General features: G+C 60.9%; 18 protein-coding genes and 1 pseudogene. 16 read left to right on the top strand and 3 right to left on the bottom strand.

The features are described from left to right. Positions 1 to 505 precede the first annotated feature (505 nt). A complete protein-coding gene (locus tag GSQ87_RS03180) occupies positions 506 to 1,237 on the top strand; it encodes a hypothetical protein (RefSeq protein ID WP_158913140.1) in 732 nt (243 codons plus the stop codon). Between the two features lie 260 nt (positions 1,238 to 1,497). Here the strand turns inward: GSQ87_RS03180 and GSQ87_RS03175 are convergent, their stop codons facing one another. Then, positions 1,498 to 1,821, bottom strand: coding sequence for a hypothetical protein (locus GSQ87_RS03175; protein WP_158913139.1), 324 nt, complete (start codon positions 1,819 to 1,821; stop codon positions 1,498 to 1,500). A gap of 776 nt (positions 1,822 to 2,597) precedes the next feature. Between GSQ87_RS03175 and GSQ87_RS03170 the strand changes: the two genes are divergently transcribed. From GSQ87_RS03170 to GSQ87_RS03125, 10 genes are all read left to right on the top strand, one after another. After that, entirely contained in the window at positions 2,598 to 3,938 is a 1,341-nt protein-coding gene (locus GSQ87_RS03170) for an aminotransferase class V-fold PLP-dependent enzyme (RefSeq protein ID WP_158913138.1), read from the top strand. An 80-nt stretch (positions 3,939 to 4,018) separates the two neighbouring features. Further along, complete coding sequence (locus tag GSQ87_RS03165) at positions 4,019 to 5,143, top strand: acetyl-CoA carboxylase biotin carboxylase subunit family protein (RefSeq protein ID WP_158913137.1); 1,125 nt, start codon at positions 4,019 to 4,021, stop codon at positions 5,141 to 5,143. Then, positions 5,136 to 5,699, top strand: coding sequence for a GNAT family N-acetyltransferase (locus GSQ87_RS03160; protein WP_158913136.1), 564 nt, complete (start codon positions 5,136 to 5,138; stop codon positions 5,697 to 5,699). Before GSQ87_RS03165 ends, GSQ87_RS03160 begins: the two co-directional genes overlap by 8 nt. Further along, positions 5,696 to 6,391, top strand: coding sequence for an aspartate/glutamate racemase family protein (locus GSQ87_RS03155; RefSeq protein ID WP_158913135.1), 696 nt, complete (start codon positions 5,696 to 5,698; stop codon positions 6,389 to 6,391). Before GSQ87_RS03160 ends, GSQ87_RS03155 begins: the two co-directional genes overlap by 4 nt. A gap of 4 nt (positions 6,392 to 6,395) precedes the next feature. Continuing rightward, entirely contained in the window at positions 6,396 to 7,379 is a 984-nt protein-coding gene (locus tag GSQ87_RS03150; protein ID WP_158913134.1) for a kinase, read from the top strand. Further along, entirely contained in the window at positions 7,369 to 8,421 is a 1,053-nt protein-coding gene (locus GSQ87_RS03145) for a cysteine synthase family protein (RefSeq protein ID WP_158913133.1), read from the top strand. Before GSQ87_RS03150 ends, GSQ87_RS03145 begins: the two co-directional genes overlap by 11 nt. Before the next feature lie 52 nt (positions 8,422 to 8,473). Further along, complete coding sequence (locus GSQ87_RS03140; protein WP_158913132.1) at positions 8,474 to 9,754, top strand: MFS transporter; 1,281 nt, start codon at positions 8,474 to 8,476, stop codon at positions 9,752 to 9,754. A 227-nt stretch (positions 9,755 to 9,981) separates the two neighbouring features. Beyond that, a complete protein-coding gene (locus GSQ87_RS03135; RefSeq protein ID WP_158913131.1) occupies positions 9,982 to 11,094 on the top strand; it encodes an HlyD family secretion protein in 1,113 nt (370 codons plus the stop codon). After that, complete coding sequence (locus GSQ87_RS03130; RefSeq protein ID WP_158913130.1) at positions 11,091 to 12,656, top strand: DHA2 family efflux MFS transporter permease subunit; 1,566 nt, start codon at positions 11,091 to 11,093, stop codon at positions 12,654 to 12,656. Before GSQ87_RS03135 ends, GSQ87_RS03130 begins: the two co-directional genes overlap by 4 nt. 10 nt (positions 12,657 to 12,666) lie before the next feature. Next, a complete protein-coding gene (locus tag GSQ87_RS03125) occupies positions 12,667 to 14,145 on the top strand; it encodes an efflux transporter outer membrane subunit (RefSeq protein WP_158913129.1) in 1,479 nt (492 codons plus the stop codon). A 445-nt stretch (positions 14,146 to 14,590) separates the two neighbouring features. Here the strand turns inward: GSQ87_RS03125 and GSQ87_RS03120 are convergent. Then, positions 14,591 to 15,290 (bottom strand): annotated as a pseudogene (locus tag GSQ87_RS03120) (IS6 family transposase). A gap of 127 nt (positions 15,291 to 15,417) precedes the next feature. On the opposite strand from GSQ87_RS03120, the gene GSQ87_RS03115 reads away from it, so the two are divergent. Both GSQ87_RS03115 and GSQ87_RS03110 read left to right on the top strand, forming a co-directional pair. Next, positions 15,418 to 16,827, top strand: a complete 1,410-nt coding sequence (locus GSQ87_RS03115) for a recombinase family protein (RefSeq protein ID WP_158913128.1) — start codon at positions 15,418 to 15,420, stop codon at positions 16,825 to 16,827. A gap of 627 nt (positions 16,828 to 17,454) precedes the next feature. Beyond that, entirely contained in the window at positions 17,455 to 17,757 is a 303-nt protein-coding gene (locus GSQ87_RS03110) for a hypothetical protein (RefSeq protein ID WP_158913127.1), read from the top strand. Here the strand turns inward: GSQ87_RS03110 and GSQ87_RS03105 are convergent. Next, complete coding sequence (locus GSQ87_RS03105) at positions 17,754 to 18,314, bottom strand: hypothetical protein (RefSeq protein ID WP_158913126.1); 561 nt, start codon at positions 18,312 to 18,314, stop codon at positions 17,754 to 17,756. The two genes, GSQ87_RS03110 and GSQ87_RS03105, sit on opposite strands and share 4 nt — an antisense overlap. A 312-nt stretch (positions 18,315 to 18,626) precedes the next feature. Between GSQ87_RS03105 and GSQ87_RS03100 the strand changes: the two genes are divergently transcribed. The 3 genes from GSQ87_RS03100 (at position 18,627) to GSQ87_RS03090 (ending at position 20,318) form a co-directional block, all read left to right on the top strand. After that, positions 18,627 to 19,097 carry an energy transducer TonB gene (locus tag GSQ87_RS03100; RefSeq protein ID WP_216838942.1) on the top strand — a complete coding sequence of 157 codons (471 nt, stop codon included), beginning with the start codon at positions 18,627 to 18,629 and terminating at the stop codon, positions 19,095 to 19,097. A 41-nt stretch (positions 19,098 to 19,138) separates the two neighbouring features. Then, on the top strand, positions 19,139 to 19,738 hold the full coding sequence (locus tag GSQ87_RS03095; protein ID WP_158913124.1) for a DUF2059 domain-containing protein: 600 nt from the start codon (positions 19,139 to 19,141) through the stop codon (positions 19,736 to 19,738). Between the two features lie 67 nt (positions 19,739 to 19,805). Beyond that, positions 19,806 to 20,318 carry a hypothetical protein gene (locus GSQ87_RS03090; RefSeq protein WP_158913123.1) on the top strand — a complete coding sequence of 171 codons (513 nt, stop codon included), beginning with the start codon at positions 19,806 to 19,808 and terminating at the stop codon, positions 20,316 to 20,318. Positions 20,319 to 20,550 lie beyond the last annotated feature (232 nt).

The following is a 20,550-nucleotide window of genomic DNA, read 5'->3' as shown; positions in this document are numbered from 1 at the left end:
GGTCGCCCACCGGCGGGGGGCCTTCAGCCCGAAAATCAGTAGCGGGCGCCGTCCGAAGTCGGAGACGCGTAATGTCCGAAACACGGTGGGGGTAACTTCGTCCGAACAACCCCATTAACTGCCATTGATGTCGCCCCGCGCGGCGGTTAGGGGACGACTCTGGCGTCCGGATTCCGGCAGACGGGAGAGGTCGGCTTTGGGCGCAGATCGCCTGCTGGGCCAGGATGGCCTTTCCGCCTGGAAGCGGACGCCGCGGAAGGCGGTGAGGGTGGACAGCTGCCGCTTATCATGGCTCAAACGCGTGATCAGTCGAGAACAACCCGCCGGTTGAGCGATGAAGGTGGTGTGCTTTGTTTGTTCTTTGGTGGTAGCGCTGCTCCCTGCAACAGGGAGCACGGCGATTTCCGCAATTGCAAGCGCGTCAAGCCAAGCGCGCTTAGATCGATGCGCTCGCCGCCTCATTGACCCTGTGAGTTGGCAACCATCTAATCGCGACAATTGGAATTTGACGCTCAAAGACTCAAGGTCTCATGGGACTCTGCTTTATTACGGTGCGGTCCACGCCCGTCCTCCGGGCGACCCGCAATATACCGATATTCAGTCAGAATTCGCTAAAATTAAACCGCAGCTAGTCTTTTTTGAGGGGCCTTGGGTTGCACCGCAAGGGATCAATTTATATCAGGCCGAATTGCGGGGCGAGTCGGATTTTTTGCAATTGATCGCGCGACGATCAGGCGTGCAGGCGCGAAGTCTAGATGCCGATGAGCCCAACGTGTTCCGACATTTAATAGATAAATTTGGGCCGGAAAGAGTCGAGATATTTTTCGTCCTCCGTTCTGTCGCGCAACAGACGGCTTTGAAAAATGTGCATGATTACGATGCGCATGTTCGCCAAACCGAGAGTTTCATTGAATACGAATCCACTGTTTATAGCGATATTGGAATTGCGCCGCCCGCCGCCAATTTAACTCAGTTCGCACAGTTATTTGAGAAATATTGGCCCGGGAAGCAGTGGGCGGCAGCTGATATTGCTTGGTTTTCACCTCTCGCTGTCGCGTCTGACTCGCCGGAGGCAGCGGAGTTCCACGCCATCAACCGCGAAGAAAACATGCTCCGCAATCGTGAGATGTATTATTTATTGGGCCGAGAGTTAATTATGGGTCAAAAGGTGCTCGCAGTGGTTGGGCGGAACCATGTTCCTTTGCAGGCCCCGGCTCTCGCGTGCCTTGTCCGATGACCGTAGGGAGCACGAGCGTAGGAGCTTAAGTCCGCATGGGGTCGCCAGCACGTATGGGCGTGGCTGCCGAAAGTCGCCCTTCGCCACGTCCGCTATGCGGCTGTGGAAGTGAGTCCAGTTGACCCCCAACTTCGGACGTTAGACCGGAGCCGGGAGCCTCTCTTCAGGCCCGCTGGATGTCGCCTTTCTGGCAGAAGACGGAGGTCGGCTGTGGGCGCAAAGTCCCCGTGTGCAGCGAGATGCGCCGAACAACCGTTCGTCTACCGGCCCGAGAGAGTCCCGGGTGATCCGACGCTGAAGGCGCCTGCGTAGGTCGCGTTGAGCACTGACGCGGCGGCTTTGTCGAGAAGGAGCTCAAGTTGTTCGAACACGGGCAATAGGGTGCTGGGATCGTCGGTGATTTTTGTCATCCAGTTCGCCCATCCGAATAAATCGCCAGAACCGTCGCCATAGGCGAGTAGCGCGGCACGCTGGTTCGCGTCCCAGCCGAACAATTGGATGCTGGAGCCTCTGTGCTGCTCGAGCCAGCTATAGATAGGTTCGAGCCTTGGCTCATCCACCCGTACCATCAAGCTCACCGTCATCGGTCTGGTCCTTCCATTGATCGCCCGCTAGGCGGAACGCGCCGATAGCCACGGACTATCCCGATAACCTCCTACAGTCGATCGGCCGCAGCTGACCAAACGGTAGGTGGGGTACCTGGGCTTTAGGGGGAGGACGACGGCCTGGGGGGCAGACCGTCGTCCCGCTAATCAAACTGCGCCGGAGCCGATTGGTTGCGGGTTCGTTGGGCGTCAAAGATGCTGCAGTGTACCGAATATGGGGTCTTCGGCGCCCACAAACTTGAGGTGGGTAGGCTGCGGTTACGGGCGCGAAGCCGCGGGCATGGCAATTACCGCCCTTCCGCCCGAGAGCGGACATCGAAATGGACCGGGTAGGGTGGAAACCGGACCTTAGGTTGGAATGCGTCTACCTCCGACGCGGGGCATCTACGACAGCATAAAGACGGCGGCGGACGCGGTCTGCCGTTTCGAATAGCCCCATAACGGAGGTGATGAAGTCCCGCCTTGGGGCCCGCACAAAGCGAGCCACCGGGTGACGTTAGGTGGGCACGCTGGTGCCCAAACGATCAAACGGCATGACAATGGTGGGTTGTTTCGGAAAATCTTTCTCGCCCCCTTGTGCCGATCTTGCGCCTTATGCTAGTGGCTCAACGGTCGCTATCCTGGCGCGACTTGAGGCTAAATATCGTTACATATACAGCACAAAATGGCCACATAATCGCCTAATGTAAGCACATTGCCAATATTTCAGCCTCGCTACAGATATGCCAACGCCTCTCCTAAGCGGAGTTTTTTATGTGCGTGTTAATCAGCATTCTGATGGTCGCGAGCGTGAATTTGACACGCCGGGCGCGCTATCTATGACTTCTCTTTTAGGACGCGGTGCAGGGCAGGCCGTTGCAAATCCGTCCTGCGCAGTGCTGGACGACGCGGCCGATCGCCGGGGAGACTATCCAGCGTCGATCGCGCGATTTGATCTCGACGCGATTCGCACAGCGCTGCCAGTGCTTGAACATAGCACCTACCTGAATACGGGGGCCGCAGGCCCGCTGCCTACCTATGCCCGAGATGCAATGCGCGAGCAGCTCGACGCGGAGATCTTGCGCGGCCGGGTCCTGCCGGATGCTCGAAGCGTATTCTTGGCTTCACTCGAAACGCTGCGTGCAGAATTTGCCCGACGCCTCAAGGCGCCGCCACATTCAATAGCAATCACCGACACGACAACGCACGGCCTAAATATCGCACTATGGGGATGTCTTGGTTCCGGTGCCGAAGAAATACTGACGACATCTTTTGAGCACACTGCGAGCCTCGCCCCCTTAAAGGCCATCTCCGACTTGCTGGGCGCGAAAGTGATCGTATATCAAGCGCCCCCAAGCGACTTTGATTGCGATGCGTTTATGTCCCTCGCAACTTCTCGCACCAAAGCGCTCGTGATTTCCCATGTCGACTGGACCAGCGGCCTGGATATCCCGCTTAAACAAGTGTCCACGGCAGCGCGCGAACGTGGCATACTAACAATTGTCGATGGTGCCCAAGCAGTTGGCGTTATTGACGTCGACATTGAAGATCTTGGATGCGACGCCTACGCTTTTCCCGGGCAAAAATGGCTAATGGGCCCCGAGGGAATAGGCGGCCTTTACATCCGGCCAGCCAGCCTTGAGCACTTCCATTTGACCTACGCTGGCCCTCTTTCATTTGAACGGCACGGCGGCGGCCTCCAATTCGATCTGAAGGCCGACTGTTCGCGCTTTGAGCTTGGGACGCGCTTCCGAGGGCTCGCGCCGGGCATGACGGCCAGCCTCAGATGGCTTGGCGAGCACGTAGGTGTCGAAGCCGCCCAGGCTCGACTTCGACATCTCCGGGCCCGACTAGTCGATCGGCTGCTTGATCTCGAAAGATCGCGCGGCATCTGCGTGATCGCGCCCAACGCGCGCTCCGGGCTGGTGGCGATCGACCTGCCGCCCCGCCTCAGCGCACCCGATCTCAGCGTTACGTTAGCGCAGCGGAGCATCTTCATCAGAGCCATTCCCGGGCCAAACCTGAATAGAATTCGAGCCTCCACCGCTTTCTTCAATTCCGAGGCTGAACTCGACCGATTCGTCGGGGAACTCGATAGTGAATTGAGGTCGATTTAGCCGTGTCAATTCTAATATTTAATCGTTCTCGGCCAGATCAATTGGATTATGGTCAGCTGCTGTGCGGCCAGGATCTGATCTTGCTGACCGAGACTGGTGGGTATGGGAGCGAATATATCCATCTGGAACATCTCGTTCCATTCAGGAATAACCCGCTCGTTGAGTATCGGGCCAACGAACTCATCAGACAATTTCACCCGACACATGTCGTCGCCACCTCGGAATATGATCTCCTCAGGGCGGCGCGGCTCAGGGATCTCTACAGTCTGCCGGGCCAAGGCGTCGAGAGCGCGCTAGCCTTCCGCGACAAGGTCATCATGAAGGATTACGCCAAGCGTGCCGTCAAGGTTCCAGGATTCTACGAACGGCTGGCGTCCGCGACTGACCTTTACAGGCTCATTCAAGAGCGGGGCTTTCCCCTCGTCGTCAAGCCTGTCGACGGCGCAGGCTCAAGGTCTACTTACATACTGCGCCAGCCCGACCATGTCATCGCCTTCCTAAAGAAGGAATCATGCGAAGACTTCGACGCGGAGGAATTTATCGACGGCCAAATGTATATTTTGGACGGGCTTTATGATCGCGACAGCATCGTCCTTTCCTGGGCGAGTCGCTATAAATATGATTGTCTTTCTTTTGCATCCGGACAGCAAGCCTGCCTCCTTCAGCTCGATGACGCAAATCCAATGTGCGCGCGACTGCGAGAGTTCGCTGATCGACTGCTTGAAGTCATGCCGACCCCGGAAACAACTACGTTTCACCTCGAAGCTTTTGAAAATCAAAGCGGCGACCTAGTGCTTTGCGAAATCGCCAGCCGCACAGGGGGCAGTGGCGCTCTGGCCGAGATTGGAGAGCTCCGTTACGGAATGAACATTCACGAAGCCTGGGTCCGAGCTCAGGCCGGCGATCGATCTCTGATCGAAAATTTCGCGCCGCAAGATAATGGGGTACAGTATGGCTTTGTGCAGGCGCCTCTGTGCCCGCGGCGCGCGCCATCGCCCCCAAAGCAGCTGCCGTTCGACTGGGCGGTCCGGTACCACCCGGAGCCAAGCGAACTCGCCCGGATGGCGACGGAAAGCAGCGACAAGGTAGCCGCGCTGGTCATCGCCGGAGCATCCGAGGCGCAGCTTGATGAAAGAACCGACATCGTCCTCAGTTGGTTAGATGGAAATGCGTTTTCCCCGGAGGTGGGGGTAACTCATGGATAATTTCGCGCCACCAGCGATCATTGACGATGTTAAGATCGGCCGCGCGTCCGTAGACGACGCCGACGATTACGTCAAATATATGAACACCATCGGCGGAGAATCTGAATTCCTCGCGTTCGGGGCAGGCGAATACAGCCGCAATCAGCAACAAACTGCCCAGCTGATCGACGAGATCTCAAGCTCGGAAAACCAGCTGTTCCTGATCGCGCGTCATAAAGGACAGATCGTGGGGGCTCTCATGCTTCAGGCCTCACCCAAGCCTCGCCTTCGCCATCGCGCTGAACTCAGCGTCACTGTGCGTCGATCCTTCTGGTCGAAAGGCTTGGCCACCGTGCTTTGCCAACAGGGTTTGCAAATTTTCGTCGCAGCGAAGGTCGTCCTCAAGGTCGAATTGCAGGTGCGCCAAGACCATCATCGCGCGGTCGACCTCTATCGCCGCCTCGGCTTTCAAGAAGAAGGTCGAATCAGCGCAGGATTAATTACAAATGGTCGAGCACACGACATTTTGCTTATGTCAAAGCATTTACATCAAGCAGGTGAGGGCGGATTTAAATGAAAACGATTGGCTTGCTTGGCGGAATGAGCTGGGAATCCTCGGCGTTATATTACCAGCTCATCAATGAACGAGTCGCGATGCTGCGCGGCGGGTTCAATTCTGCGAAATGCGTGATGTATTCCGTCAATTTCCAGGAAGTTGAAACCTACCAAGCCGAGGGCCGGTGGGAAGATGCGGGCGAATTACTGGCGGATGCGGCCGCGCGCATCAGACGCGCCGGAGCTGAAATCGTCGTCTTATGCACAAACACGATGCACAAAGTCGCCGATTACATAGTGCGTGAAGTTGGCGACACATTTATACATATCGCGGAGCCGACTGCTCAGGCTATCCATCAGCGTGAGGTGAAGACTATCGGCCTATTAGGCACGAGATACACCATGGAACAGGACTTCTACAAAGGGAAGCTTGCGGAGTTGGGCGTCTCCGTACTTGTTCCCCCTGCGGAAGACCGAGATATAGTTCACAGCATTATATATGACGAACTATGTCGCGGCGAAGTCAAGGACAGTTCGCGAGCGGAATATCAAAGGATTATCCGCCAGCTCCAGGTCGAGGGCGGTCAGGGCGTAATCCTGGGCTGTACCGAAATTGGGATGCTCATCGGACAACGAGACGTCGACGTGCCCGTTTTCGACACTACACAGCTGCATGCGCACGAAGCCGTTCGAATAGCGCTCGGAGCCGGGTGACGTCATGGCTGGGACGGTCGGAACAGCCCAGATCAGCCAAATGGGGCGGCACGGGGCGGGATATAGTTTCGGAACATTCGGGGAGCTGGTTCAAGGGGCCTTGCCAGAGGAAGGCGCGGAATTTCTCGTTACTCTCCCCGTCGAACTCTATAGCCGGGCCTATTTCACGGTGAGCGGCGATGACACGATCCTTACTGTCGAACCGGCGACCAAAAGAAAGGCCCTGGCGCTCGCGACCTTGATGCTGCGTAGCCTTAATCTTCCCGAACGGGGGAGACTCAGGATCGATAGCTCGATTCCCGAGGGAAAAGGCTTGGCAAGCAGCTCGGCGGATTTGGTCGCCTCTGCTCGCGCGATCGCCGCCGCCTATCACAGGTCGCTGTCTGGATGTGATTTGACGGATTTCCTCCGCGGCGTCGAACCGACCGACGGCGTGATGTACGAGGGAGCAGTCGCCTTTCTGCACCGCCGGGTATCTCTTCACAGATTCCTTGGACAATTGCCGCCGATGGAAATTCTGGCGGTCGATGAAGGCGGCATTTTAGATACAATAGCATACAACCAGAGGGGAAAGTTGTTCTCCAGCGCCCTTCGTGAGCAGTATGTTGAGCTTCTTGATTGGGTTACAACTGGGGTTGAGCATGGAGATCTTGGCTTAATAGGTGCGGCAGCAACACGCAGCGCTGAGCTAAATCAAAGGTTCAATTACAAAACCACGCTATCAGACCTTAAAGCTATCGCGACGTCTTGCGGAGCCGTTGGCGTGGCGGTAGCTCACAGCGGAACCCTTTGCGGCGTGCTTCTGGATCGAGCCGACCCCGACCTGCGGAGCAAAAGAAATGACGTCTGGGCGGCGCTCGGCACGCTTGGACTTGACCTGCACCGCTTCTCGTCTTGGTCGGCTTGCGCCGACACCTGCGCCTTCCAGCGCCGCCACACTCCGCCTTCAGACGGCCGCTTCAGCTGGAGAATCCGCCGTGCTGCATGAGACGATGGTCGAGGCGGTGGGACACACGCCGCTCGTAAAGCTTCGTTGTGGCGGCGGGGAAAGCGCGACCGTTTACGCCAAGCTGGAGCTGCAGAACCTATTCGGCATGAAAGATCGTGTCGGGCTGCAGGTCATTCTCGACGCCAAGGCCGATGGATCGCTCAAGGACGGCGCCCACATCATCGAGAGTTCGTCAGGGACAATGGCCTTAGGCCTGGCTCTTGTCGGGACCTATATGGGCCACCCTGTCCATATCGTGACCGATGCTAGGACCGACGCCTTAACGCTCGCCAAGTTGAGGGCCATCGGTAGTACCGTCGAGGTGGTCAGGGAAATGGGTCCGGAGGGGTGGCAGTCCACGCGGTTGGGGCGGTTGGCGGAGCTTCTCGACGAAAACCCCGAAGCATTTTGTCCACATCAATATGAAAATCCGAGCAATCCGGCGGCCTATAGCTCGGCCGCTCGCGAAATCATCGAAGATCTCGGACGGGTTGACGTGCTGGTCGCCTCGGTCGGTAGCGGCGGCTCGCTCTGCGGCACAGCAAGGGCGTTGAAGGCCGCCAATCCGGCACTTCGGGTGATCGCCGTGGATGCGGTCGGCAGCGTCATCTTTGCTCAACCCGACATCCCGGACCGTTTACAAGGCGGACATGGCAACAGCGTCGTGCCCAAGAATGTCGATTTGGGTGTCATCGACGAGATTCACTGGATGAGCGACGCAGAATGCTTTCAATCGACTTTGCGCTTGGCTCTCGAAGAGAAAATCTTCGCCGGCAATAGCTCGGGCTGTGTTTATAAAGTTGCCGAGTGGGTCGCGCGCAGCATGGGGCCCAACCAGCGTGTGGTAGCGATCTTTCCGGATCGAGGGGACCGCTACCATCATTCGATATTCAACCCGGATTTCATTCAATCGCGCAATCTAGATAGATCAGACTTGCCCCAGACACCACATCAAGTGCCGTACGGCACGGTTGTCCATCAGTGGTCTCGCGCCATGCTTTCAGATCCACAACAGGGCCAGACTCGGCGGGCAGGGGAATAGGGCATTGCGAAGATTGCCAATATCACGAGCTTGGCTCGCCGCATGGACGTTGATGATTGCGGTCGCCCTGTCCTGGCTTGACCGTGGACTTCCTAATATTGTCCTGGAACCGATAAAAAAATCGTTGCATATCAGCGATGGTCAGCTCGGTTTACTGACCGGAACAGCTTTCGCTATTTGCCAGGCTGCTGCGACTTTGCCGATGGCATGGATCGCCGACCGTTGGCATCGCCCGCGGCTCATAACGATCGGGATCGTATTCTGGTCGCTTCTGACAGCGAGCGCAGCCTTCGCCCACAACTTCGGTTCCATGTTTATATGCCGGATGGGCGTTGGCCTCGGCGAAGCTGTGTTGTTGCCATCCGCCTATGCACTTATTTCGGAGTTATTTTCAGAAGATCGAAGAGCCCACGCTGTTGCGATCATGGTGTTGGGCACGCCGATCGGATCCGGCCTCGCTCTAATCTGGGGCGGTTCCTTGTTTCAATGGTTTAAGGGAGCCGGCGTAGCGTACACGTTCGGTTTCGAACCCTGGCAAGCGGTATTCATGGCCGTCGGGTTGATAGGCCTGTTTGTCGCGCTCCTTACCCTCACCCTGCCCGAACCCCGGAGCTCGGGGCGCCGATCCGATACGAGCCAGGGCGAGAGCTCACCCACCGGAATCACGATGACGCAGTTCTTTATGGGCTCCTGGCGGCATGTCTTTCCGCTCTTCGCAGGAATTGCCCTATTCAACATGTTTTCAACCGGCCTTCTATCTTGGATGGCGCCGTTCTTCGTTCGGCACTTTGGCGAACAGATCGGGCATATCGGACGGTTACTGGGTTCGATTACGCTAATAACGGGCCTGATCGGCGCGCCGGCGGGCGCGTTTTTAGCAGCGCGGCTCCGCAAGACCGCGGGACGTCATGCTGCGGTCGCGGTCCTCTTGATCACCGCCATTACCACCTTGGCCGCCACTATGCTTTTCAGCTTCGGATCCAGCGTGTTTATCTCGCTTGTAGCGGCGTGCTTGATACTTTTGTCGATTTTTGCCGCGACCGCCATGATTCCCGTCGCAGTGGTCAACGTCGCCCCACCTCACATCCGAGCGCGGGCTACGGCTGTATTTCTATTTACGGCCGGGGTTACTGGGAGCGCCTTCGGGCCGGCGGTCTACGGCCTGACCACCGACTTGTTATTCCACGATCCAGCAAAGATTCATCTCAGCATTGCGCTGGTTGGGGCGATCTTGCTCGGGATTACCGCAATCCTATTTGGCGCTTCATACCTATTCAAAGAGCAAAACCAACCCTTCGATAATATGGGCGAGCAGGCGATTTGCTACCCTTGACGCCAAGGATGAGGTTGTGGATGCTGTAAACCCGGATCGCGCCTTCTTGAGTGAATAGGAGGTCACTGACGCAAACGGTCAAGAATCTATGTCCGGCGCCAGAGATATTTGAACTCGGTAAGTGCGAAAGCTCTTGGAATAATGTTCGTTCAGAGCAGCCGTTGTTTGCTGCGCAGAAATTGCTTTCGCGTGTCCGCACGCTTCAGAGGCGTTGAGTCGACCCCACGATGCAAGAACATGACGCTCGACACGGCGGTAAAAGCCCACGCCCCCTGAAAAACCCCGCGGTCCGCATCGTCCTGCTCGGCGCCGCCGCCGTCGTGGTGGAGGCGGCCGTGGTGTTCGGCGCCCAGTGGTGGGCCCATGGCCGCTTCGTGCAAAGCACCAACGACGCCTATCTGCGCGCCGACCAGGTGGCGGTGGCGCCCAAGGTCCAGGGCTATGTCGAGAAGGTCTTCGTGGTCGACAACCAGCCGGTCCAGGCCGGCCAGCCGCTGGTCCAGATCGACGCCAACACCTATCGCGCCGCCCTCGACCAACAGGCCGCCACGGTCGACGCGCGAAAGGCCGACATCGTCGCCGCCGACCGCCAGATCGACCAACAGGCCGCCACCGTCGACCAGCGCCGCGCCCAGCTGTCCGGCTCGACGGCGACCACCAGCTACGCCACCGGCGAGGCCCACCGCTTCGAGACCCTCAGCGCCCAGGGCGTCGAGACCCAGGCGCGCGCCGCCCAGGCGGTCAACCAACGCGACCAGGCGCTCGCCAGCCAGCGCGCCGACACCGCTGCGGTGAAGGCGGCCGAGCGCCAGATCGCCACCCTCAAGGCCCAGGCCGGCCAGTCCCGCGCCCAGCTCGAGAACGCGACAGCCCAGCTGCAATCGGCCCAAATCAATCTGGGCGACGCCATGATTCGCGCCGGCATCAGCGGCCGGGTCGGCGACAAGACCGTGCAGGTGGGCCAGTACGTCCAGCCCGGCACGCGGCTGATGTCGCTGGTGCCGGTGAAGGCGATCTATCTCGTGGCCAATTTCAAGGAGACCCAGATCGGCCGCATGCGCATCGGCCAGCCCGCCAAGGTGAAGATCGACGCCTTCGGCGACCGCGCGATCGACGCCACGGTGGAGAGCTTCTCGCCCGGCACCGGTGCCCAGTTCGCCCTGCTGCCGCCCGAAAACGCCACCGGCAATTTCACCAAGATCGTCCAGCGGGTGCCGGTGCGCCTGCGCCTGCACCCGCCCGACGACATGCACGACCGTCTGCTGTCGGGCCTGTCGGCCGCAGTGAGCGTGGACACCAGCGCGTCGCCCCAAAGCCAGACGTCTGGGCGGCGCCCGTGAGCAAGCCCGTCCATCCCGAAGGCGCCTCGCTGCAGGACTGGGTGGCGGTGCTGGCCGGCTCGCTGGGCGCTCTGATCGCCACGCTCGACATCTCGATCGTCAACTCGGCCCTGCCGCAGATTCAGGGCGAGGTCGGCGCCAGCGGCACCGAGGGCACCTGGATCTCCACCGGCTACCTGGTCAGCGAGGTGGTGATGATCCCGCTCACCGCCTGGCTGTCGCGCACCTTCGGCATGCGCAACCTGCTGCTGGGCTGCGCGGTGCTGTTCACCGTCTTCTCCATGGTCTGCGGCGGGGCCACCACCCTGCCCGGCATGATCTTCGGCCGCGTCGGCCAGGGCTTCTTCGGCGGGGCCCTGATCCCCACCGCTCAGACCATCGTTCGCACGCGCCTGCCGCCGCACCAGCTGCCGCTGGGGATGACCATCTTCGGCCTGATCGTCCTGCTGGGGCCGCTGGTCGGCCCGGTGATCGGAGGATGGCTAACTGAGAACGCCAGCTGGCGCTGGTGCTTCTTCCTTAACCTGCCGATCGCCGGCGGCCTGATCGCCCTGCTGCTGCTGGGCCTGCCCAGCCAGCGAGCCCACATCGGCGACCTGGTGCGCGCCGACTGGCTGGGCATCATCGGCATGTCGGTAGGGCTGAGCTGCCTGACCGTGGTGCTGGAAGAGGGCCAGCGCGACCGCTGGTTCGAGTCCCAGCTGATCGTCAACCTGACCCTGGCCTCGGCCGCGGGCTTCGTCATGTTGGCCATCGCCCAGATCACCAACAAGCGGCCGGTGATCAAACTGCGCTTGATGCTCAACCGCTCCTACGCGGCAGTGATTGTCATCATCACCGTAATCGGCATGACATTCTACAGCATCCTCTACATTATTCCCCAGTTCTTGTCCGGCATCTCAGGATATAATGCCGAGCAATCGGGGCGCATCCTGTTCCTGTCGGGCATCCCAGCCTTCGTTTTGCTGCCGATCCTACCAATCCTGCTGCGGTTAAATCTGCGATTTTTGGTCATGTCCGGGTTGCTATGCTTTGCGGCAAGCTGCTTCATGAACGCATGCCTGACCGTGGATTTCTCAGGCAGTGATTTTATTTGGTCACAACTCCTGCGAGGAACTGGCCAGATCTTGACGACGATGCCGCTGAACCAGGCTTCCATGGGCGCGGTCAGCCGTGAGGACACCGCCGACGCGGCCGGGCTCTACAACATGGCCCGCAACCTCGGCGGCTCACTGGGTTTGGCGTTGCTCGGCGTGTTCATAGACCGCCAGACCGCCACCCACGCCCAGACCATCGGCGCGGCGGTGACCGCCAACTCGCCGCTGGCCCAGGCTCGCCTAGCTGAGCGGACTTTGACCTTCACCGCTCGGGGAGGCGATCAGGCGGGCGGGCAGATGCACGCCCTGGCCCAGTTGGCCGCGACGGTGCAGCAGCAGGCCGTGGTCATCACCTATTCCGACTGCTTCTGGGTCTTAGGGATAGCACTGTTCGCCATGACGCCCCTGGTGCTCCTGCTTCGACCGCCGCCGGCTCACGGCCCCCGGCCGCAAGCTACGCACTAAGGGTGCCGACATGCCTGCGTCCCGCCTCCCCCTGCGCCCGCTGCGCCAGGTCGCCGTCCTGGCCCTGGCCGGCTTCGCCCTGTCGGCCTGCGTGGTCGGCCCCGACTACAACGGGCCCCCCGCGGTGGCGCCGGGAGCGGTCTCGGCCCCGGCCTTCCACCGCGCCGAGGACCTCCCCGCCTCGCCGCCGCCCTCGCGCTGGTGGACGGCCTTGGGCGATTCCGAGCTGGACCAGCTGGTCGACGAGGCCCTGGCCGCCAGCCCCGACCTCGACATCGCCCGCGCGCGCCTGCAGCAGTCGCGCGCCGGGCTGAAGCAACAGCGCGCCGGCCTCTTGCCCAACACCCAGGCCTCGGCCCTGTACCTGCGCACCAAGGGCCTGACCGAGGCCTTCGGCGGATCGACGGGTGCGGCCGCGGGCGCCAGCGTGACGGGCCAGACGGTCGGCGCCTCGGACACCCTCACCCTCTACGACGTCGGCTTCGACGCCACCTGGGAGCTCGACCTGTTCGGCGGCCAGCGGCGCACCATCGAGGGCGCGAAGGCTGAGGCCAACGCCGCCGAGGCCAACCTGCACGACGCCGAGGTCAGCCTCGCCGCCGAGGTGGCCCAGGCCTATGTCAGCCTGCGCGACCTGCAGCAGCGCGTGGCCCTGGCCCAGCGCAACGTCGAAATCGAAAGCCGCATGCTGGCCCTGACCCAACAGCGCCGCGCCGGCGGCTCGGCGACCGACCTGGATATCGAGCGGCTGAACGGCCAGCTCAAGTCGACCCAGGCCGACGCCGTACCGCTCAAGGCACAGATCGCCGAGCAGCTAGACCGCTTGGCCATCCTCACCGGCCAACCACCAGGCGCCCTCGACCAGACGCTAGGGGCCGCGTCTCGTGTGCCCGCGCCGCCGGCCGAGGTTGCGGTCGGCGATCCGGCCGCGCTGCTGCGCCGCCGCCCCGACATCCGCGCCGCCGAGCGCATGATCGTGCAGAAGAACGCCCTGATCGGCCAGCACACCGCCGACCTGTTCCCCAAGGTCGAGCTGCTGGGCAGCCTCGGCTACGGCTCCACCGATCTCTCCAATCTGCTGACGGGCGAGAACCTCTCCTATGTGGCGGCGCCCGTGCTGCAGTGGCGGCCGTTCGACTTCGGCCGTATCAAGGCCCAGATCGACGAGGCCAAGGGCGAGCGTGCCGAGGCCATCGCCAACTATCGCAAGACCGTGTTGGGCGCGCTCGACGATGCCGAGACCGCCCTGGCGCGCTTCTCGCGGCAGAAGGAGAGCCTTGCTAGCTTGGCGGCAGTCAAGGCCTCGGCCGACCGCGCCTCGGCCCTGACCGCCCGTCGCGTCGAGGGCGGCACCGCCACCACTCTTGACCAGCTGGACGTCGAACGCCGGCGCGTCACCGCCGAAACCGGTCTGTCCCAGGCCCGCGCCGGCCTGACCCAGGACTTTATCGCCCTGCAGAAGAGCCTGGGCCTTGGCTGGAAAGGATGACGATCAGCCCAGGAAGTCGTCCGGCCGTCAAACTGCGGCGTGGTGGTCCGTGTTTAATGGGCGGGATGATGCCTTGGAATTTACCAGTGACAGGCACCTCGGTTTTCTAGTATTTGCTGGTAGAATTGGCGATCTCGGCCTCATTTTCATGCTGTAGATCCAGTAATTATCCTCAGGTGGCGGTGTAGTTGCTTTTCGGTATCCGTGGATATTTCGTTTAAGCTCTGGTTTCGGGCGTTGCGGTGTGACGGAAATGGAGCCTGGCGGACGCGCGTAATGTCGTGTTTCCGGAGGAACTGCCGAGTCCGCTCCGGGCGCCAAACGGCCGGGGCTAACAGGAAGCGCCTAGCAGCCGATTTTCTACCAGCCCGAAGGAGGCGCCGGCGATCCGGAGCTGACAAGTTAAGTCGTCCCGAGCCAGGATGGCCCTATCCCAGCAGTTTGGTCAGGCGGCTTGGGTGGCGATCGCCCACTCGCGGTGGGCGGCCGCCCGTAGGGTGCGGTGACCGGCTCGGGAGATCAAATGGGGCTGGGTGTCGAAGCAGTTGTAGATGGCGGCGTGGGTGGCGAGGAAGCGTTGGGCTGAGCCTTGGCTTTTGAATTTGAGCATCTTCCGTTCTCGCCTGCGGATCGGCAGGTGTGAATTTTCCGCTCGATTATTCTGGCGTCGCCCCTCGTTTCGATGCCGATCCGTCAGGCCGAGGTCCTTCAAGGCCGCGCGATACGAGGCGAGCTTGTCGGTCGTGATCGTTTCAGGGTGCGCGCCCTGGCGTTTCAGCAACCGCCGGAGCAGCTTCAGAGCGGCCTGTTTGTTGCGGCGTTTCTGGACGAGCATGTCCATGACCACGCCTTCGTCGTCGACCGCCCGCCAGCCACATGCGCTGCCCGCCGATCTTCACCACCATCTCGTCGAGATGCCATCGGCCGGTAGGCGAGGGGCGTCGCCGCCGCAGGTTGGCCGCGATCAGCGGGCCGAACTTGTTGACCCAGCAGCGGATTGCCTCGCGGCTGACCGCGATTTCGCGCTCGGCGAGCAATTCCTCGACGTCGCGCAGGCTGAAGCTGAAGCGAAAATAGAGCCACACCGCATAGCGGACCACCTCGGCGGGGAACCGGTAGCGCTTGAACGACAGCGGTTGGACCATTTCCACCTCCAAGGGCCGGTTTCAGGCTCAGACTGGAGACGTTTTAGCGTTAGACTGCCAGCACCCAATTCTGGCCCTCGCACGCTGACGGCCTAGATCCGCCCCGCATACCGGAGCCAATATCTCGATGGATGAGCTCACGCCAGCCGCTCAGTACGTTCGCATGTCTACGGAACATCAGCGCTATTCTCCGCTGAATCAAAAGCTCGCAATTAAAAAATATGCCGACGAGAGAGGCTACAAGATAGTCGAAACCTACCTGGATCACGGCAAAAGCGGACTTTCGTTGCGCGGGCGCGAAGGTCTAAAGCAATTGTTGGCCGATATTATTGGGGGAAAATCGGCTTTCAAAGCCGTGCTCGTCCTCGACGTTAGCCGCTGGGGCCGCTTTCAAGATCCAGATCAGGCCGCCCATTACGAGTTTTTGTGCCGTGAAGCTGGCGTTACAATCCGCTATTGCGTAGAGCAATTTGAAAACGACGGCACGCCTGTCTCCTCACTTGTAAAACACATAAAGCGCGTGATGGCGGGGGAATATAGCCGCGAGCTCGGTATGAAGGCGCTTGCCGGAGCTCTGACCGGGGCTCGGTTGGGCTTCAAGCAAGGCGGAGCCGCACCCTACGGACTTCGCCGTCTACTTTTGGATGAAACGGGCTCTCCAGCCATGGTGCTGGAGCACGGCGATCAGAATACGGTTCCCGGCGGTCGAGTTGTCTATATCGCTGGCCCCGACAAAGAAACGTCCAACATCAGAATGATATTTCATTTATACGCGAGGAAGCAGCTCAGCCCTGGCGCTATCGCCAAGCTGCTCGCCGTCAAGGGGCGGGTGGATGATGCGGGTCGCAGTTTCACATGTGGACGGGTGCGCCATATTCTGAGGCAGCCGCTCTACTCGGGGGTCTACACCTATAACCGAACGACGCGGCGGCTTCATTCGCCAATGACGATCAATCCGCCAGGAGCTTGGATTCAATTCGAGATGCTTCGACCCATTGTATCCAAAAAACTCTTTCAAGCCGCTCAAGGCAGATTTACGGATGTAAAGCGGCCCAATTATACCACCGATCAGCTTTTATTATACTTGCGCGAGCTTTTGGAAAAACATGGTAGATTGAACTACACCGTCATCAATGACTCTGCCGGTCCGTGTCCAGCGCTATTTTACAATCGCTTCGGCAGTCTTTTTAAGGCCTACGAGGCGATCGGCTATACGGCGCTACCCCGCAGCTCCGTGCGAACACCTGAATTTACCGATGACCAACTCATAGAACATCTCAAGCGAATTCTCAAAAGGGAGAATTATATCACCGGCGCGCTTATCGATGCGGAGCCTGGAACTTCTACGGCCCTTATTTATAGAAGGCGCTTCGGCAATCTTACATCAGCTTACCGGGCTGCGGGCTGGAACGTTACCGCTCAGCAGCTTAGTCATGCTGGCAACGCTCGCAGGCAAAATGCTCTTGCTGAAATCAGATCCCAACGAAAGCATCATCTACGTGTTTCGTTGCAAGGAGTTTCCTATTCGCAACGATGAATCCTGACCAGATACGTGAGGACGGTCAAGGGGTCACCTCATCGTTCGCCCGAAGCCGATGAGTTTCGCGTCTGCGACGTTGACCGAGGCCCTTCCTATCTTTGAAGGCCAAGAGCAGGCGGCGGAGCTCTCTGACCAATCCGCCCGCCGCCTTCATGAACTTTGGCGCCTCATCCGCAAGCCTCATGGCCGCAAACAGGACTTGGATTGCGAGGACAGTCCAATCGTTAATTTCACGATGGTCGAACATGGGCGTACGCCTCCTTGCTCTTCGTCCACGCGCCACACGGATTGGTGCAGATGCGCGGCCGGAAGGTCGATGAAACGGGGGTGTTGAGAATCAGCTTGCGCAGCCGGTGCTGATGCGGATTCGCTCACAACCAAACGCCAGGGTTCGATCCGCTATCTTTGAACCGCAATGGTAGGAGTAGTTGTGGAGCGCGAGCTAATGGAGCGTCAAACGCAGTGCGGCTGGTAGGGATACGTCTCGAATTTTTAGCTCGGATTGTCAAGGCGCTACGGCCCGTCGCGTGGTCGTAAGAACCACGTCTCGACAAGAATTGAGCCCTGTTCTAGTGCAAGCCTCTCCGGGCGTAGCCGCACTTTTGGGCCCGTGAAGGGAGAGTCATGTCGAACGAAACCGTTCAGATTAAACTGCCGACCGTAGGTGGCGACACCCAGCTTGAGCTGCGGCGCGAGGCACTCCCAGCCCTGTTGCAGGCGCTGGCCAACTACATCAACCCGGTCTCCACCACCGGGCTCGATCCGACGCAGCAGGCCTACTGGGTCGACCGCTGGAATGCGGCGCGGCTACCCTCGGGCGAGGTGGTGATCGCGTTCGACTTCGTCGGCGGTGGGCGGATCAACTATCTGATGCACCCGACCTCGGCCGGCGAGTTTCTGAACGGCCTGAAGACCACGCTGGCCTAGGAGCCCTCCGGAAATTTGGTGAAGCACTGGTCGGCCTTGATCGCCTTGAGGAACCGGCAATCCATTACCTCGGCCGTCCCATGCTTGTCGGGCTCGATCTGAAGCATGTAGGCGTGACCGTTGGTGCAGGCCACGTTCCAGAACGCCTTGCCCACCGCGTCTCCCTTGTGGCCGATGCCTTGGTAGTAGGCGCGTTCGCCCCGGCAACCCTTCTTCACGGTTGCGGCGAGGATCGCCGGCCGGTCCTCGAGCGCCCTGGCCAGCAAGGCGTCATTGCTGGGGTTGCCCGTGGCGGCGTGGAGGTCGACGGCCGGTTGATCGCCCGGATCGGGCTGGCCGCTGGAGGCGACCTGATTGGCGGGGGCGATCTGGTTGCTCGCGGTGCGGCCGTGCTGGGTCAGGGCGATGACGATATTGCCGAGCACGCCCAGGCCAACGAAAATGAGGATTCCGAGCCCCAGCGCCTTGAGACAGCCGCTCGGCTTCTTCTGGGGCGGCCCGCTCTCGCCAAAAGGCGCGTTCGAGCCGGCGTTGTACCCGCCACGTCCATCCGACATAGAATCCCCCGCCCATACGCCCGGAAGCGCGAGCTGCGCTGTTTACAGATACCGGCACTCACCTCGATAGCAAGAACATTGCGGGAACTTTTGCGGGTTGCAATGCGGATGTCTCTGTCGCTTAGGCGAAAGCCTTGTTCAACGAACGACCTCTCGCGCGTGAAGGCGCCGCACGGATACGGCTGGCTGACCAAATATGAAACGGGTCGAAACCCGTGCCGCAATTTCCCAACGATCAGCGCACGGCGCTTGCTGGAGAGGGCGTTGCGCGCGCGGGAAATCCGTGATCCTTGCGCGCCGAGGAACCTGGGGGTGCGGGTGAAGACCGTTATTGCAATGCTGGCGGCCGTGGCCGTGGCCGCGATGTCGACGGCCTCGGCCGGATGGGCGGACACGACGCCCGCCCCGGCGCCGTGGGCCGCGACCCAAGCGCCGGGTCCCCGACCGACGATCCCCAACCCCAGTCCGAACTGGACGCAGCAAGCCACAGGCGCCGACCTCGCTCAATACTATCCCGACCGGGCCCAGCGCATGGAAAAGGAGGGCGATGCGATCATCCGATGCACGGCGACTCTGGAAGGCTCCCTCGCCGGCTGCCAGGTCGTCTCGGAAAGTCCCAAAGGATATGGCTTCGGCGACGCGACGGTGAAGGTCGCACGGTTCTTCCGGGTCAGGCCCATGATACGCGACGGCTATCCGGTCGAATCGCTGGTCACCATCCCGCTGCGGTGGAGATTGGCCCATACGGCGCCCGCCGCCGTCCCGCCCGCCACCCAGCCGTAGCTTACAGCCTGGCGCGTCGGGCGCAGGACTTGGAGTTCGATGTGAAACCCTTGACGATGACGCTTGCGGCCGTGGCCGCGATCTCGACGGCCTCGGCCGGATGGGCGGACACGACCCCGCCGCCGCCGCGATCCAATACGCTGAAGCTGGCCGCGCTGGTGGCGGCGGCGCCCACACCGGAAAAGCTGGCGCTGGCGCATCAGATGATGGTGGCGATCGGATTCCAGGACCAGATCCAGACCGTGCTCGCCAACGTGAACGGCATGATGGCCAAGATCGCCAGTCCGTCGGCCTCGCCCGAGCAGCACCATATGATGGAGCTGGTCCAGCAGGACGCCCAACAGGAGCTGTTCAAGCTGTTGCCGGAGATGGAGACGGCCGCCACGCGCATCTACGCGAACAACCTGACCGACAAGGAGATGACCGACTTCATCGCCTGGCAGAACAGCGAGAGCGGGCGCTCGATCCGCAGCAAGACGGCGGTGATGAGCCGTCAGATGTCCACCGCCATCACCCCGATGCTGATCAACATGATGCCTACCGTGGTGCGCAGGGCGATGGACCGGGTGTGCGAGCAGAACCAGTGCACGCCCGAGCAGCGCCAGCAGATGAACGCCGCGGTGGCCAAGGCGATGGGATAGCCAACGGCTCCGCCCGCTACCCAACCGTAGGCGGAGCGCCTAGCCTGTCCCCGATGGGGGCGACGGCATGAAGGGCGGTATGGAAGCGGAGGCTTCGGTCTGCGAGCGGTGCGGGGCGGCCCTTGGGGACGGGGAACGCCGCATCCTGCGCGAGCAGATCGAGATGGAACGGCTCGACCACGCTGCCGCCTACGAGGCCGCGCCTCAGCCCATGCGCGGGCGGATGCGTTGGATCGCGCCCAGGGTCCGCGCGCCCGAGGTGCTGGTCTCGACTCCGCGCTACAACTATGTGCGCCGCCGCTATCGGCTGTGCGCGGCGTGCGACGCGGCCCAGGCGGCGGCCGAGGCCCAGGCGCTGAGGTTCCAGCAACGGGCGGCCAAGGTGGTGGCGGGAATCGCGGTGGCGGTGGCCGTGGTGCTGGTGTTCCTGCAGTTCGTGTGGCCGAGCTTCTATGCGGCGATCGGGATGAAGGAGGACCGCACCTACCTGCCCTATGTGAAGGACCAGCCGCCGCCCCCCAACCCTACGCCCTACAAGCCGCCGTTCGACGCCACGACGCCGGCGGAGGGCGCGAAGTAGCGGGAGTGTGGGATCGCATGGGCTTAGTCTTACGACAGCCCTCGGCGCCCAATGAGTTGGACAGGCTCTGTCAGCGCAAAATGACGGCCGATGGGCGAGGGGGCTAAGGCCAACCTCATGGCCAAGCTTAAGCCCCCGCCCAATCCGTTTCGCTGGTTCGACAGCTCGCCGGAAGTGATCCGGTTGGTGGTGCTGATGTACGTGCGCTACCCGCTGTCGCTGAGAAACGTCG

This window comes from Caulobacter sp. S45, assembly GCF_009765965.1.
Taxonomy (GTDB): Bacteria; Pseudomonadota; Alphaproteobacteria; order Caulobacterales; family Caulobacteraceae; genus CAHJWH01.
The sequence above is the reverse complement of the archived record's forward strand: the minus strand, read 5'-3'. Positions and strand labels throughout refer to the sequence as shown.